We start from the raw sequence: 15,046 nt of genomic DNA, 5'->3' as shown, positions 1-15,046 counted from the left end.
TCTCGGGCATGACCGGCTTCGGCCGCGCCGACGGCGCCCTGGACGGCTGGACCTGGACGGTCGAGGCGCGCTCGGTCAACGGCCGCAATCTGGAGGTCCGCTTTCGCGGTCCGAACGGGTTCGACAATCTGGAGCGCCTGGCCAAGGCGGCGGCGCAGGCCCGTCTCAGCCGGGGGCAGGTGACCTTGGGCGTGAATGCGCGTCGGGCCGAGGGCGACGCGCCGACGCTGAAGGTCAACGAAGCCGTACTGGCCCGCTATCTGGCCCTCGCCAATGAACTGGCGGAGGAGGGGGCGACCCCGCCGTCCGCCGACGGTCTGCTCGGCCTGAAGGGCGTGATCGAGAGCGACGAACAGGTCGACGACGCCGAGGCGCGCGCGGCCGTCGAGGTCGCCATGGCCGCCAGCGTCGAGGCGGCACTGGATGCGCTGAAGGTGTCGCGCGAACGCGAGGGCGCCCAGCTGCGGCCTGTGATCGAGGACTTCACCGGCCGGATCGAGACGCTGATCGCGACCGCCGAAACCGAAGCCGCCGCCCAGACCGAGGCCGTGCGCGAGCGATTCGCCCGTCGCATGGCCGAACTGGCCCCGGATGCCCCGGGCCTGCAGGAGCGGATCGTGCTGGAAGCGGCCGCCCTGGCGACCAAGGCCGATGTCCGCGAGGAGCTGGACCGCCTGCACGCGCACGTCGCTTCGGCCCGGACGCTGCTGGATCAACCCCCTGCCGGGCGCAAGCTGGACTTCCTGATGCAGGAGTTCATGCGCGAGGCGAACACACTGTGCTCGAAATCGGCTACGACCGCGCTGACCGCCACGGGCCTCGACCTGAAGGCGGTCATCGAGCAGCTTCGAGAACAGGTACAGAATGTCGAATGACCGCACGCCCCGCCGGGGTGTTCTGCTGATCGTGGCCAGCCCTTCGGGGGCGGGCAAGACATCCCTGTGTCGTCGCCTGATGGCCGACCACGGTGGCCTGGAGCTGTCCGTGTCCATGACCACGCGCGGCATCCGGCCGGGCGAGGTGGCTGACCGTGACTATCACTTCGTGTCGCCCGAGGAGTTCCAGCGCGGCATTGACGAGGACGCCTTCCTGGAATGGGCCGATGTGCACGGCAACCGCTACGGCAGCCCGCGCGCGCCCGTGGACAAGGCCCTGTCGGAAGGCCGGGACGTTCTGTTCGACATCGACTGGCAGGGTGCCCGCCAGATCGCCGACAAATGCCCCGGCGATGCCGTGCGCGTCTTCATCCTGCCGCCGAGCCTCGAAGAGCTTCGCCGCCGGCTGGTGACCCGGTCGCAGGACGCCGACGACGTGATCGAGCGGCGGATCCAGAATGCCAAGGGCGAGATCGAACACTGCGGAGAGTTCGACTACGTCTTCGTCAACGACGACTTCGACCGGTCCTATTCGGAGCTGGCCCACATCTATCACGCCGAGCGCAGCCGCCGGTTCAGGAACACCTGGGTCGATACCTACCGGATGGGCCTGCTGTCAGAGGCGGTCTGATCGTGCCGGGCGACATCGAGATCTCGCAGGCCGCGACGCTGGAGCCGATCCAGCAGATCGCGGCCAGGGTCGGCATCGGCGCCGAGGGTCTGGAACCCTACGGCCGGCATATCGCCAAGCTTTCGCGCGAGGGCCTGGCCCGGCTGGCGGACCGCCCGGCGGGCCGCCTGATCCTGGTCACGGCGATCAATCCGACGGCGGCCGGCGAGGGCAAGACGACCACGACCATCGGTCTGGGCGACGCCCTGAACCGCATCGGGCGCAAGACCGTCGTCGCGCTGCGCGAGCCGTCTCTGGGCCCCGTGTTCGGCCGCAAGGGCGGGGCGACGGGCGGCGGCTATGCCCAGGTCGCGCCGATGGACCGGATCAACCTGCATTTCACGGGCGATTTCCACGCCATCAGCGCCGCGCACAACCTGCTGGCCGCCATGGTCGACAACGCCATCTACTGGGGCAACGACCGGGGTCTTGAGGCGCGACGGGTCACCTGGCGGCGGGCCGTGGACATGAACGACCGGGCGCTGCGGCAGGTCGCGATCGGCCTGGGCGGCACCAACGGCGCGGTGCGCGAGACCGGGTTCGACATCACTGTGGCCAGCGAGGTCATGGCGGTCCTGTGCCTGGCCGAGGGGCCGGACGACCTGGCTGCGCGGCTGGCCCGGATCGTGGTCGGCCGCACGCGTGAGGGCGTGGCGGTGACGGCGGGCGATCTGGAGGCTGCCGGCGCCATGGCGGCCCTGCTGAGCGAGGCGGTCCTGCCCAATCTGGTCCAGACGCTGGGCGGCACGCCGACGCTGGTCCATGGCGGCCCCTTCGCCAACATCGCCCACGGCTGCAACTCGGTGACGGCGACCCGCGCCGCCCTGGCGCTGGGCGAGTTCGCGGTGACGGAGGCCGGGTTCGGGGCGGATCTGGGGGCCGAGAAGTTCCTCAACATCAAATGCCGGTCCAGCGGACTGGCCCCCTCCGCCGCCGTGATCGTGGCGACGGTCCGGGCCCTGAAGCTGCAGGGCGGGGTGGCCAAGGACGCGCTGGGCAGCGAGGACGTGGCGGCGGTCCGGGCCGGCTTCGTCAACCTGGCCCGCCATATCGAGAACCTGCACGGCTTCGGCCTGCCCGTCGTCGTGGCGATCAATGCCTTCTTCAGCGACACGGCCGAGGAACAGGCGGCCATCGTCGAGCTGTGCGCCGCGCATGGGGTCGAGGCCCATATCTGCACCCACTGGGCCGACGGCGGCGCGGGGGCGGAAGGGCTCGCGCATGCGGTGGCGGCCCTGGCCGACGCCAATGCCGATCCGGGCGGGGCGCTGAAGCTGACCTATGCGGACGACCTGCCGCTGGAGCAGAAGATCCGCACCGTGGCACAAACCCTGTACCGAGCCTCCGACATCGCCCTGTCGGCGGCGGCGAAGAAGGACCTGGCCCGGTTCGAGGCCGAGGGCCACGGCCATCTGCCGGTCTGCATGGCCAAGACGCCCTATTCCTTCACCGCCGACGAGAAGGTGTCGGGCGCGCCGCAGGGCTTCATCCTGCCGCTCGATTCGGTGCGCCTGTCAGCCGGAGCCGGGTTCGTCGTGGCCCTGTGCGGGGCGGTCAACACCATGCCGGGCCTGCCGCGCGTCCCCTCGGCCGAGCGCATCGGACTGGGACCGGACGGGCGGATCACCGGCTTGGACTGAACCTCAATCGGCGGCGCGGGCCGCGAACCACGGGATCATCCGGGCCAAGGCGTCCTCGATCTCGGGGGTCGAGACGGCGAAGCTGAACCGCATGAAACGGTGGCCGTCCACGGGATCGAAGTCCACGCCGGGCGCGGTCGCCACGCCTGTGTCGCGTAGCAGCCGCTCGCAGAAGGCCACGCTGTCCTGCGTCAGGTGGCCGATGTCGGCCCAGATGTAGAAGGCCCCGTCCGGGGGCGCGATCGACTTCAGGCCAAGGGCAGGCAGGGCCTCCAGCATGCGGGCGCGGTTCCTGCGATAGACCTCGATATGGCCCTCCAGCACGTCGTGCTGGTCCATGGCAATCAGGCCGGCGTGCTGGCTCAGCGACGGCGGGGTCAGGAACAGGTTGCCGATGAAGGCGCGGGCCCGCTCCGCATGGTCGGCGGGGACCAGCAGCCAGCCCAGCCGCCAGCCGGCCATGCTCCAGTATTTGCTGAAGCTGTTGATCACCATGGCGTCCGGCTCGAACGACAGCATCGACGGCTGGGGCTCGACGTAGGACAGGCCGTGATAGATTTCGTCCGAGAGAATTCGGATACGCTTTTTGCGACACACGGCGGCGATTTCGGAGAGTTCGGATACGGAGATCACCGACCCGGTGGGATTGGCCGGGCTGGCGATTATGACCCCGGCCGGCGCGGGATGCAGCGCGTCCAGCGCGGCCGCCGTCAGCTGGTAATGCTCGGCCGGACCGCAGGCGATCTCGACCGCCTCCATGTTCAGGGCGCGAACCGTGTTGCGATAGGCGACGTAGCCGGGGCGGGCCATGGCGATCCGGTCGCCGGGCCTGAAGGCGGACGACAGCGCCAGCACGAGGGCAGGGGAGGCCCCGCAGGTCAGCAGCAGGCGGTCGGGCGTGACGGTGACGCCGTAGCGGTCGCGGTACAGCTGGACGATCCGCGCCTTCAGCGGCGCGCTCTCCCAATAGCCCATGCCGTCGAGGTCCAGCACGCGGTGCGCCTCGGCGATCGCGGCGGGCGGGGCCCCGGTCGAGGGCTGGCCGAACTCCATATGGATGACGCTGCGTCCCTCGGCCTTCAGGGCGTGGGCGAGGCGGCTGATGACGATGGCGCGGAACTGGTCAATGTCGGCGGTCATGACGAGGTGTCTAGGGCCTTCGTTCGCCTTACGACAGGGCGATGTCAGGTCCCGGAGCGCTTCACCCGGTGACGGGCGTCCGCGTGTGCGAATTGAACCACTGGAGCGTCCGGTCCCAGGCCTCGGCGGCGGTGGTGGCGTTGTAGCGCTCCGGCGTCGCGTCGTTGAAGAAGCCATGAACCGAGTCCGGCCACAGATGGCCCTCGTGCCGGACGCCGTGGCGTTCCAGCTCGGCGATCTGGGCCGGATAGCCCTCGGCCAGACGCGTATCCAGCGCGCCGTGGTGGATCAGGATGGCCGCCTCGATCGCGGGCACGAGCTCCGGAGGCGTGGCGCCGCCGTAGAAGGGCGCGGCGGCCGCCAAGTCGGGGCCCATCAGCCCGGCCAGCAGGTTCGACTGGCCGCCGCCGAAGCAGAAGCCGGTCGCCGCGATCCGCCCGTTGCAATCCGGTCGGGCCTTGAGCCAGCGGGCTGCGGCGACCAGATCTTTGGTCATCTTCTCCCGGTCCAGCGAGGCGAACAGCTGGCCGCCCTTGAAGTCATCGCCCGGGTACCCGCCGACGCTGGTCAGGGTGTCGGGCGCGAAGGCCATAAAGTTCGCCAGGGCGAACCGGCGCGCCACGTCCTCGGTGTGGGGGTTCAGGCCGCGGTTCTCGTGGATCACGATCACCCCGGGCAGAAGGGCCGGCTCGGCGCTGCGCGAGTCGGCGCTGAACGGCCGGACCAGATAGCCGCGGATGGACCCGTAGCCGTCCGGAGAGGGCACGGTCACATAGTCCGCGCGGATGCGCTCATCGTTCCGCGCGACCTGCTGGCCCAGCGCATAGTTGGGCATCAGGGCCTCGACGATCACCGAGGCGGTCAGACCCGCGACGGCATAGCGGCTGACACCGCGCACGAAGGCGCGCCGGTCGATCTCGCCGTGGATGAAGCGGGTGTAGAGATCCACCGCCTCAGCCGGGATCTTCTTCCTGTCGTCGCCCATGTCCGCCTCCCGCTTCGTCTCTCCAGACCGGAGACGATCGCAATCTGGATCAAGGCGGTCGCCGACGCTACCGGCTCAAGAGCCGCAGGCCGCGGCGAGGCGCAGAAAGCCCGCGATGTCGATGGTCTCCGCCCGCGCGTCCGGGTCGATCCCGGCTGCCTCGCACAGGGCTCCGCCGCCGAGCTGTTTCAGGCTGGAGCGCAGCATCTTGCGGCGCTGGCCGAAGGCCGCGGCGGTGACGGTCTCCAGCCGCTTCAGCATCTCGCGATCGGGGCGGTCGGCGTGGGGAACCAGGTGGACGACGGCCGAGGCGACCTTGGGCGGGGGGGTGAAGGCGGCGGCGGGCAGGTGCATGACGATCCGGGCCTCGGCCACGGCCTGGGCGATGACCGCCAGTCGGCCGTAGGCGTCGTCGCCGGGAGCCGCCACGATCCGCTCGGCGACCTCCTTCTGGAACATCAGGGTCATGGCATGCGGGATCCACGGCCCCGTCAGCCATTTGATCAGCAGCGGCGTGCCGACGTTGTAGGGCAGGTTGGACACGACGTGGGCCGGGCCGGCGACCAGATCGGCCTCCACCACCTTGAGCGCATCGGCCTCGATGATCCTCAGCCGACCGTCGCCCGTGTCGAGCTCATTGAGCAGGGGGAGGAAGCGCGGGTCCTTCTCGACCAGCACGACCGGGCCGGCGTCGCTCTCTACGATCGCGCGCGTCAGGCCGCCGGGGCCGGGGCCGACCTCGATCACGGCGCGGCCCTCGAACGGTCCGGCCAGACGCACGATCTTGCGCGTGATGTTGAGGTCCAGCAGGAAATGCTGGCCGAAGCTCTTTTTGGCCAGAAGGCCGTGGGCTTCGAGAGACTCGCGAAGGGGGGGAAGGTCTGACACCGACCCCTGTTAGCGCGTGGCCCGCGCCGCCGCCATGGTGGAGGCCAGACGGATCGCCGCGATCAGGCTGTCCGCCCGCGCCACGCCCTTGCCCGCGATCTCGAAGCCGGTGCCGTGGTCGGGCGACGTCCGTACGATCGGCAGGCCCAGGGTGGCGTTGACCCCGCCCCAGAAGTCCAGCGTCTTGACCGGGATCAGGGCCTGGTCGTGATACAGGCAGATCGCGGCGTCATAGGTCGCGCGCGCCTCGGCGTGGAACAGGGTGTCGGCGGGCAGGGGGTCGGTGATGGCGATGCCCTCGGCCCGCAGCGCCTCGGCCGCCGGTCGCAGCACCTCGATCTCCTGCAAACCGAGCGCCCCGCCTTCGCCCGCATGCGGGTTCAGGGCCGCCAGGGCCAGGCGCGGCGAGGCGATGCCGAAATCCCGCTTCATGGCTTCGTGCACGACGCGCGCCGTGCGGCACACGCGTTCGGCCGTCACCAGTTCCGGGACCTGGTCCAGGGCGACGTGGATGGTGACCAGACAGGCGCGCAGGTCCTGCGCCGTCAGCATCATCACCGGCCCCCGCGTCCCGGCGAACGGGGCGTCGGCGGTCAGTTCGGCGATGAACTCGGTGTGGCCGGGGAAGCGGAAGCCGGCGGCATAGAGCGGGGCCTTGGCGATCGGGGCGGTCACCACGCCGGACGCCTCGCCGGACAGGGCCAGGCCGACCGCGCGCTCGATCCAGTCGGCGACGACGGCGGCGTTGCGGGGATCCGGCCGGCCCGGCTCGACGGGCGCGGGGGCCGGGTGGTGCAGGACCGGAAGGCCCCGTGCGAACACGGAGGCCGCGTCGCCCGGCGCACCGATCTCGACCACCCGAACGCCCTGGGCCTCCAGCAGGGCCCGGTCGCCGATGACCGCGAAGGGGCTTTCGGCGGACAGGGCCGTCCAGGCCTTGGCGACGATCTCCGGACCGATGCCGGCGGGTTCGCCCAGGCTCAGGACCAGAGGGGCCGGCCCCATCGGTTTACTTCAGTTCGATCAGGGCGTCGGCGCGCAGGTCGCGCAGATAGCGGCGCGCCAGCATGGCCAGGTTCTGGTTCTGCAGCCGGCCCTCGATCTCGCGCGCGGTCGGGACATCGGCCCCCCCCGCGCGGCGACCGCAGACGGCGACCAGATGCACGCCCAGCGGGGTGCGCACGACGTCGCTGACGCTGCCGATCTCGGCGGAGCGCGCGACCTGCTGGAACTGCGGGGCCAGGTTGGCGACGTCCGCCTCGCCCAGATCCGAGCCCAGCAGCCCGGCCTCGGACGAGGTGCGCTGCAGGATGTTGTCGCACGTCAGGCTGCCGCGCAGGGTCTGCAGCCGCGTCGTCGCCGCGGCGACGTCGGCCGGCGGCGCGGTTTCCGGCAGCTCGATCATGGCCTGTTTCAGCGACACCAGATTGGTGGCGGCGCCGGAGCGCTTGTCGCGCATGTAGATGATGTAGACGCCGCCCGAGACGGGGATCGGACGCGACAGCTGACCGACCTCAAGCGCTTCCAGCGCGGCCTGGAGCTCGGGCTGAACCGTCCCCTGGACCAGCCAGCCGGCATCGCCGCCACGCGCGGCCGACGGCGCGGCCGAGAACTGGCGGGCCACGGCCTGGAAGGGCGCGCCCTGGACCATCTGCTGGACCAATTGCTCGGCCCCGTTCATGGCCTGCTGCTGGCCGCCGACACGGGCGGCCTCGAGGTAGATTTCGCCGACCAGATACTGGGGCTTGGACGCGGTCTCGGTGACCTGGCGCAGGGCCTGCTGGACCTGGGCCCGGCTGACGCGCGAGCGGCTGTTGAAACGCCCGCCGACCAGTTCGCGCCAGCCGATCTCGGTGCGCAGCTGCTCGCGCAGGTTTTCGGCCCGGATGCCGCCGGACGTCAGAAACTCGACATAGGCCTGCGGCGTGGTGCCGGCCTCTTCGGCCATGCGCGCGATTTCCTCATCGACTTCCGCGTCGGTGATCTTCAGCGTTTCGAACTTGGCGATCTCGGCGGCCTGGAGGCGCTCCTCGATCAGGCCCTGCAGCGCCTGCTGCTGGATCGCGGGGATGTTTTCCTCGGTCGGCTGCACCTGGCTCATCGCGATGGTGGTCAGCATGCGCTGGCGCAGGTCGAAACCCGTGATGACCTGATCGTTGACGGTCGCGACGATCCCGTCGGCCATCTTGAACTCGGGCTGGGGAGGCAGGGGGGCGGTGACCGGCTGTTGTCCGGCCGTCGGGTTCAGGGTGCCGGCAGCGGCCCCCGGGGCCGTCGCCTGGCCGGGGGCCGTCTGGGCCACGGCCGAACCGGCGACCAGCGCCGCCACCGCGAAGGCCGTCGAAATACGCATCAAACCCATGGTCAGTCCTGATTCCCTCGACCCGCGCGCCGCAATCTGAAAGCGGCCGGGCACACGCCGTCAGCGTCATGCCTAACGCAAGCCGTTTGATCCATAGCCTGACCCTCCAAAAGTGGCGAGGTTTAGACGAACATAGACGCCGTCCGACGGGCCGGTGGGCCGAACGCGGGTGTTGTCGCGGCGATAGCCGACCTCGACGCGGAAACAGTCGTCGTCGAACAGCACCCCGACCTCCGACCGGGTGATCAGATCGCGCTCCAGATCCGCGATCCCCGCGACCGTCACGCCCCAGTTGCCATAGAGGAACTGCTGGCCGGCCAGCTGCACGAACTCGTAGTTCCGGTTCGCGGACGCCAGCCGTGGGCCCGCCGGGTTCACGAGGTCGATGCGATTGTCCAGCTGAAGGGGATCGGACCGGTCGACGATGTAGCTGAGCGTCGCCAGGTTTCTCCGACCCCAGCGCCCGTCGAGGGCCGCCTCGGCCCGACGGATGTTGCCCGAACCGTCGATGGTGGCATGGCCCCAGCCGCGGATACGGTCCGAGGGCTTGAAGCTGCCCTGCACGACCCAGTCCGACGTGCGCGCCGCCAGACCGCTCGGATCGTAGAGCTTGGTCGGGTCGTCGGGGATCTGCGTCGCGAAGGCCGGCTGATCCTCATCGCGCATGCTGCGGCCGACGAACAGGCTGGCGCTGCGGGTGGCGTCCCAGCGCACGGTGGTGCGCACGCCGGCGGTCATCCGCAGTCCGCCCTCCAGCAGGTCGTAGCCGGGGAAGCGGTCGATCCGGAACAACGACGATTCGTCCAGTTCCAGCGTCTCGGAGTCCTCGACCGGGATGCGCGCATCGAGGTCCGGCGTGCTGGACAGGGAGATCTGGCCCAGCGGCTCGACGATCAGGTCGGCGCCGTCGCCCAGGCGGCGGATCAGCGGATAGCTGACATCCAGGCCCAGGGTGGCGCGTTCGCGGGTGATGGTCTCGTCGGCCAGGCCCAGGACGGGCGGCAGATCGGCGACCGAATAGACATCGACGCGGCCATCGACGAAGGGCTCGTAGCGGATGCCCGCCGCCGAGGTCAGGGATCGGCGCCACTCGAACTGCGCCGTGACCCGGCGGCTGTCGACGCCCGGCAGGCCAAGGATGGACCCCGTCGGCACGACCTCGGGCCTGAGCACGGGGCTGCCGACATAGTCATCGCGGGTCAGGGACACGGCCGATCCGCGCAGCCGCAGACGCCCGCCCAGAACCGCCGACTGGGGCTCCCACCGGGCTTCGATCAGGGGGGCGACGAGCGGCAGGGAGCCGTCGTTCTCGAACACGTTCAGCGCCGGCGTGACGTCGTTGAAACGGGCCACGCGCAGGCTCTGGAACGAGAAGGCGGCGACCGACAGGTACGACCGGGCCGTCTGGCGCTCGGCATACAGCTGCGAGATCAGGCGGCGCTGGTCGCCGTAGTACAGGCCGTTGTCCTGATAGGGATCGATGACGTCGTAGCGGTCGAACAGGGTCTTGTCGGAGGTCCGCTCGGCCGTGAAGCCCCAGCGCCACGGGCCGTCGGGATCGAACCGGCCCCAGCTCAGGATATAGCTGCGGCTGGTCTCGTCGCCGAAATCGACGTTGCTCTCGGCGCTGCCGTCGCCGTCCAGGTCGAAATCACCGAAGCTGCGGGCATAGGTGTAGCCCGTCCGGGCCACGATCGTACCGTTGGAGAACCGACGGCGCCATTGCAGGTTCAGGAACGGGGCCACGCCGGTGTTGAACTGCGGGCTGATCAGCCAGTCCTCGGACGGCGAGACCACTTGCAGATAGGGCGTCTCGATCGAGACGCCGCGGCCCTGGTCGTAGTTGATGATGGGGATCAGGAAGCCCGAGGCACGATCCACGGTCGGGTCCGGATGGGCGAAGAACGGCGTCCAGAAGACCGGCACGCCCCCGACCTTGAACACCGCGTTCCGGTACAGGATGGCCCGCAACTCCTCGTCCTGGACGACCTTTTCGGCCTGGATCGAGATGCTGGGTTCCTTGGGATTGCCCTCGGCGTCGCAGATCGGGCAGGGCGTGAACAGGGCGTAGTTCAGCTCGTTGACGTTCTCGGACCGCCGGACGGCCGTCGCCGCCATCAGGCTGTACCCATTGGCCAGACGCGTCGCCAGGTCGACCGCGACCCCGGCCTTGAGATCCGAATCGAGCTCGAGATGGCTGGCGTGGATGACGTTGCCGTCCGGATCGGTCAGCTCGACCTCGCCGTCCGCCGTGCCGATCCCCTGGCCGACGTCATAGGTGACGGCGCGGCCGCGCAGGGAATGGCTCTGGAACCGGGCATAGACGCGGTCACGCTCGCCCGTGGCGCTGATGACGTCGCCCTGACGGGTCGCCTGATCGGCCTCGATATAGACGGCGTCCGGCGGCAGGCCGTCGGCGGGCGGCGGCGTGGGGCGCGCTTGTGTTTGGGCCAGCGCGGCGCTGGACATCGCCCACGCCGCGAGAACCGAACCGGCCAGCAGTCGGGTCCGCAGACCGTGCCGGAAAAGAGGGCCGCGATCAGCCTGCATCGGTAGGACCGTATCCCTTGTTCAGGCCCCCGCCTTCCGGAAGCGCTTAGCCGTCTTCGGTATAGAACAGCAAGGTGAAGGCGGCGAGCGCCGTCAGAACGGCGGGCAACCAGGCGGCGATAAACGGGGGCACCACCTCCGCCGAGCCCATCGCGGCCGAAAACTGGTTCAGGAAGAAGAAGGCGAAGCCCAGCACCACGGCCGCCACTGCCATCCGCGCCAGATCGCCCAGCCGCATGAGCCGCAGCGAGAAGGCGGCGGCCAGGATGGTCATGGCGGCGAAGGCCAGGGGCGTGGAGAGCAGCTGCTGCAGGCGCAGACGATAGGCGGTGGAAGAGAATCCCGCCGCCTCGATCCGCTGGATCTGGCCGGGCAGGGACCAGAAGGGCGTCGACTGCGGCCGCGCGAAACGTTCGAACGCCTCGTCGTCGGCCAGGCTGGAGGGCAGGTCCAGTGTCGAATAGCGCGTGGCGCGCTGGCCCGTCTGGGCCCCCACGGCATCGACCAGCCGCCAGCGGCCCGCGCTGAGGCTGGCGGATGCGGCGTCGATCCGCTCGGTGAAGGCCCGGCGCCCTTCCGGGTCGGTTGCGTAGATAAAGAACGTCACATCCAGCAGGCGGGCGTTGGCGCGGTCCTGACGCGCGGCCCGGACCACCATCTGGCGCTGTCCTTCGCCTTCCCGCAGCCAGATCGCCTCCTGCTCGCCGCCGCCGACGGCTCCCGAGATGCGACCGCGTTCACGCTGGAACATGCCGTCGCCCGACGCGGCGAGCGGCCCGATAACGGTCACCGTCAGGACGCCCGCGGCCAGCGCCGCGCCGGCCGCCGGCAGCACGAACCGCCAGGCCGAGACCCCCGCCGCCCGCATGGCGATCAGCTCGCTGCGCCGGTTCAGCCCGACGAAGGCGGCCAGCGTCCCGAACAGGAAGACGAAGGGCAACAGCTGCACGATCACCGCGGGCGACTTGATCAGCATCAGCCCCAGGATCCGAACGCCCGACAGGTCGGTGTCCGACCCCAGGCCGCGCGAGATCTCCACGAAGTCGATCAGCATGACCAGGGCGCTGATGACGCCCAGCGCCACCGCCAGCGACTTGCCCAGCTGAAGCAGCACATACCGCTCGATCCGGCCGAGACGCAGCGCGCTCAGGACATGCGCGGGGGCCGCGCCGATATTGCCCAGGGTGCTCATGCGGGTCGCACCTTCAGGCGGGTCAGCGAAAGACGCGAGGCCTTCCTCGGCTTGAGCGCGCGGAACAGCAGCCTCAACGCCACGGCGGTCGCCACGATGGGCAGCACATACTGGAACACATTCAGCCATCCGTTCCAGGCGCTGGCGGCCACGACCGCATAGCCGACGACGCGGACCAGCAGGAAGGCGCCCGAGGCCTTGGCGATGCGCGCGCTGTAGCCGGTCCGGCTGAATGCGCCGCCGAGGATGGCCGTCAGGGCCATGGCCATCGCCGTCAGGGCGTAGAGCGGCGAGGACAGTCGCGAATGCGCCTCGGCCAGCAGTTCGCCGCGCGAGCCGGTGTCGCGAACCAGAGCGTCGGTGGGATTGAACAGCTGGCCCATCCAGAGGTCGGCGGGCTTGTAGCGGATCTTCTGGTCGTCGGTCACATACTGGCCCAGCGGAAAGACGTAGCCGTCGAACACCAGCTGCTGCAGCACGCCGGCCGAGCTGTACTGCTGCCAGGACCCCTGTTTCATCGTCAGGACCGGCTGGCCGTCGACGCGGCCGAACCGGGCCTCCGACGCGTCCCAGGTCGTCACCTCGTCGCCGTTCTGGATGTAGATGAAGAGGTTCTTCAGCAGGCCGTTCTGCTCGATCTGCTGGACATAGACGGTCAGGCCGTTCGGCCCCTGGACGAAGCGACCCTCCTCGACCAGCAGGGCGGCCAGGTCCGTGCGGATGGAGAAGGCCTGCTCGCGCGCGGTGCGCTGGGACCACGGCTGGATGACCACGTTGGTCAACAGCATGACGACGGCCACGCACACGGCCAGCCAGGCTCCCGGGGCGATCATCTGCCAGCGAGACATGCCGCTGGCGTAGGCGGCCGTCAGTTCCTGTTCGCGCTGCAGCCGGGTCAGGGCGATCAGCGCCCCGACGAACAGGCCGATCGGCAGGATCACGCTGAACAGCTGCGGCACCGCCAGCAGGGTCAGTTTCAGCAGGACCCAGACGCTCTGGCCGCGCTCGACGATGATTTCCAGCTGATCCAGGGTCTGGCTCAGGATGCCGATTCCGGCCAGCGACGCGCAGGCTGCCAGGACGGGCAGGCTGATCTGTCGGAAAAGATATTTCTGAATCAGGGTCATGCGGGCGATGAAATCACCCGGTTGCGGGCGCGGACGTGGCGGTCCATCTAATACACGTCCGGCTGCGTCGCCGACAATGGCCGACGCATCCACCTTCACAGTATCAACGACCGGGAGCGAATCCCGGCTGGAGTCTCGAGTTCATGAATATCGCCTTCGTCGCCGAAGCCGGCGTCTCGCAAGCTCTCGCCATCCTGGTCCATGACGGCCGGTCGTTCGCCGGATCGGGTGCCGATCACGATACCGCCGCCTCGGGCAGTCTGACCAAGGCGATAACCAACAGCCGCTTCACCGGCGGCGCGTCCAGCACCCTGATCGTCGCCGCGCCCCAGGGCGTTCAGGCCGACACGGTGGTTCTGGTCGGGGCCGGCGAGGCCGGCAAGTTCGACGATCTGGCCATCGAGACCGCGGCGGGCACCGCCTATCATGCGGTCAAGCTGTCGGGTGCCGGGACCCTGACCCTCGACCTGACCCACCTGTCGGCCGAACAGGCCGCGCGCGCCGCCTTCGCGGTGAAACTGGCCGCCTACCGGTTCGACAAGTACCGGACCAAGGAAAAGCCGGACAAGATCCCCTCGATCAAGACCGTCAACGTCGTGACCGCCGACGTCGCCGCCGCGCAGGCCGCGTTCGAGCCCCTGAGCGCAGTGGCGGACGCCATCTACTTCTCGCGCGATCTGGTCGCCGAGCCCGCCAACGTCCTGTATCCGGCCGAGTTCGCCCGCCGGGTCAAGGAGCTGGAACGCCTCGGCCTGACCGTCGAGATCCTGGGCGAGAAGGAGATGGAGGCCCTGGGCATGCACGTCCTGCTGGGCGTCGGCCGGGGCTCGGTGCGCGAAAGCCAGCTGGCGGTGATCCAGTGGAACGGCGGCACGCCGGGTGACCAGCCCATCGCCTTCGTCGGCAAGGGCGTCTGCTTCGACACCGGCGGCATCTCGATCAAGCCCGCCGCCAACATGGAAGACATGATCTGGGACATGGGCGGGGCTGCTGCCGTCGCCGGTCTGATGCACGCGCTCGCGGGCCGCAAGGCGAAGGTCAATGCGGTCGGGGTCCTCGGCCTGGTCGAGAACATGCCCGACGGCAACGCTCAGCGTCCGGGCGACATCCTGACCTCCATGTCGGGTCAGACGGTCGAGATCATCAACACAGACGCCGAGGGTCGCCTCGTCCTGGCTGACGCCCTCTGGTACACGCAGGACCGCTTCAAGCCGAAGTTCATGGTCGATCTGGCGACCCTGACGGGGGCGATGATCATCGCGCTCGGCCTCGACTACGCGGGGGTGTTCTCCAACGCCGACGATCTGGCCGACGCCATCCTGGCCGCGGGTCCCAAGGTCAACGAGAACGTCTGGCGCCTGCCGATGCCGCCGCAGTACGACAAGATCATGGACAGCGTGAACGCCGACGTGAAGAACTCGGCCGGTCGCGACGGCGGGTCGATCACCGCCGCCCTGTTCCTGCAGCGCTTCACCAACGGCGTGCCGTGGGCCCACATCGACATCGCGCCGGTCGCCTGGGCGTCCAAGTCCACCCGCGCCACCGTGCCGGACGGCCCGGTGGGCTGGGGCGTGCGGCTGCTGGACCGCATGGTGGCCGACACCTACGAGTCCTGAG

12 protein-coding genes are annotated in these 15,046 nt (G+C 69.6%); 4 read left to right on the top strand and 8 right to left on the bottom strand.

The window, feature by feature from the left end:
- Nucleotides 1–8 precede the first annotated feature (8 nt).
- Genes BRESU_RS12895 through BRESU_RS12885 form a run of 3 tightly spaced genes read left to right on the top strand, consistent with a single transcriptional unit; the run spans nt 9 to nt 3,185 of the window.
- Nucleotides 9–875 carry a YicC/YloC family endoribonuclease gene (locus BRESU_RS12895; RefSeq protein ID WP_041762611.1) on the top strand — a complete coding sequence of 289 codons (867 nt, stop codon included), beginning with the start codon at nt 9–11 and terminating at the stop codon, nt 873–875.
- Nucleotides 865–1,506, top strand: coding sequence for a guanylate kinase (gene gmk / locus BRESU_RS12890; RefSeq protein ID WP_013269997.1), 642 nt, complete (start codon nt 865–867; stop codon nt 1,504–1,506). The genes BRESU_RS12895 and gmk overlap by 11 nt, the downstream gene beginning before the upstream one ends.
- A 2-nt stretch (nt 1,507–1,508) precedes the next feature.
- Complete coding sequence (locus tag BRESU_RS12885) at nt 1,509–3,185, top strand: formate--tetrahydrofolate ligase (protein WP_013269996.1); 1,677 nt, start codon at nt 1,509–1,511, stop codon at nt 3,183–3,185.
- Between the two features lie 3 nt (nt 3,186–3,188).
- Here the strand turns inward: BRESU_RS12885 and BRESU_RS12880 are convergent, their stop codons facing one another.
- The 8 genes from BRESU_RS12880 to BRESU_RS12845 form a co-directional block, all read right to left on the bottom strand.
- Nucleotides 3,189–4,325 (bottom strand): pyridoxal phosphate-dependent aminotransferase, encoded by a 1,137-nt coding sequence (locus tag BRESU_RS12880; protein WP_013269995.1) that lies wholly within the window; start codon nt 4,323–4,325, stop codon nt 3,189–3,191.
- 61 nt (nt 4,326–4,386) lie between these two features.
- The gene (locus BRESU_RS12875; RefSeq protein ID WP_013269994.1) at nt 4,387–5,310 is read right to left on the bottom strand and encodes a dienelactone hydrolase family protein; all 924 of its coding nucleotides are present in this window, start codon (nt 5,308–5,310) and stop codon (nt 4,387–4,389) included.
- A 75-nt stretch (nt 5,311–5,385) separates the two neighbouring features.
- Nucleotides 5,386–6,198, bottom strand: coding sequence for a 16S rRNA (adenine(1518)-N(6)/adenine(1519)-N(6))-dimethyltransferase RsmA (gene rsmA, locus BRESU_RS12870; protein WP_013269993.1), 813 nt, complete (start codon nt 6,196–6,198; stop codon nt 5,386–5,388).
- 9 nt (nt 6,199–6,207) lie between these two features.
- The gene (gene pdxA / locus BRESU_RS12865; protein ID WP_013269992.1) at nt 6,208–7,203 is read right to left on the bottom strand and encodes a 4-hydroxythreonine-4-phosphate dehydrogenase PdxA; all 996 of its coding nucleotides are present in this window, start codon (nt 7,201–7,203) and stop codon (nt 6,208–6,210) included.
- A 4-nt stretch (nt 7,204–7,207) separates the two neighbouring features.
- On the bottom strand, nt 7,208–8,551 hold the full coding sequence (locus BRESU_RS12860; RefSeq protein ID WP_245528565.1) for a peptidylprolyl isomerase: 1,344 nt from the start codon (nt 8,549–8,551) through the stop codon (nt 7,208–7,210).
- An 81-nt stretch (nt 8,552–8,632) separates the two neighbouring features.
- On the bottom strand, nt 8,633–11,110 hold the full coding sequence (locus BRESU_RS12855) for an LPS-assembly protein LptD (protein ID WP_041761613.1): 2,478 nt from the start codon (nt 11,108–11,110) through the stop codon (nt 8,633–8,635).
- Between the two features lie 46 nt (nt 11,111–11,156).
- Nucleotides 11,157–12,302 (bottom strand): LPS export ABC transporter permease LptG, encoded by a 1,146-nt coding sequence (gene lptG, locus BRESU_RS12850; protein WP_013269989.1) that lies wholly within the window; start codon nt 12,300–12,302, stop codon nt 11,157–11,159.
- Entirely contained in the window at nt 12,299–13,429 is a 1,131-nt protein-coding gene (locus BRESU_RS12845; RefSeq protein ID WP_013269988.1) for an LptF/LptG family permease, read from the bottom strand. Before BRESU_RS12845 ends, lptG begins: the two co-directional genes overlap by 4 nt.
- 143 nt (nt 13,430–13,572) lie before the next feature.
- Here BRESU_RS12845 and BRESU_RS12840 point away from each other — a divergent pair, with 143 nt between their 5' ends.
- Entirely contained in the window at nt 13,573–15,045 is a 1,473-nt protein-coding gene (locus BRESU_RS12840; RefSeq protein ID WP_013269987.1) for a leucyl aminopeptidase, read from the top strand.
- The last annotated feature ends 1 nt before the right edge of the window (nt 15,046 follow it).

Origin of the sequence: Brevundimonas subvibrioides ATCC 15264, assembly GCF_000144605.1 — a bacterium.
Lineage (GTDB): Bacteria > Pseudomonadota > Alphaproteobacteria > Caulobacterales > Caulobacteraceae > Brevundimonas > Brevundimonas subvibrioides.
This window is presented reverse-complemented; position numbering and strand designations above follow the sequence as displayed.

What these genes read in the sequence shown, in the direction of transcription:
- gmk (WP_013269997.1), top strand. Translation starts at nt 865, where the DNA reads ATGTCGAATGACCGCACGCCCCGCCGGGGTGTTCTGCTGATCGTGGCC.
- BRESU_RS12895 (WP_041762611.1), top strand. Translation starts at nt 9, where the DNA reads ATGACCGGCTTCGGCCGCGCCGACGGCGCCCTGGACGGCTGGACCTGG.
- BRESU_RS12845 (WP_013269988.1), bottom strand. Translation starts at nt 13,429, where the DNA reads ATGACCCTGATTCAGAAATATCTTTTCCGACAGATCAGCCTGCCCGTC.
- pdxA (WP_013269992.1), bottom strand. Translation starts at nt 7,203, where the DNA reads ATGGGGCCGGCCCCTCTGGTCCTGAGCCTGGGCGAACCCGCCGGCATC.
- BRESU_RS12860 (WP_245528565.1), bottom strand. Translation starts at nt 8,551, where the DNA reads ATGCGTATTTCGACGGCCTTCGCGGTGGCGGCGCTGGTCGCCGGTTCG.
- lptG (WP_013269989.1), bottom strand. Translation starts at nt 12,302, where the DNA reads ATGAGCACCCTGGGCAATATCGGCGCGGCCCCCGCGCATGTCCTGAGC.
- BRESU_RS12840 (WP_013269987.1), top strand. Translation starts at nt 13,573, where the DNA reads ATGAATATCGCCTTCGTCGCCGAAGCCGGCGTCTCGCAAGCTCTCGCC.
- BRESU_RS12875 (WP_013269994.1), bottom strand. Translation starts at nt 5,310, where the DNA reads ATGGGCGACGACAGGAAGAAGATCCCGGCTGAGGCGGTGGATCTCTAC.
- BRESU_RS12855 (WP_041761613.1), bottom strand. Translation starts at nt 11,110, where the DNA reads ATGCAGGCTGATCGCGGCCCTCTTTTCCGGCACGGTCTGCGGACCCGA.
- BRESU_RS12880 (WP_013269995.1), bottom strand. Translation starts at nt 4,325, where the DNA reads ATGACCGCCGACATTGACCAGTTCCGCGCCATCGTCATCAGCCGCCTC.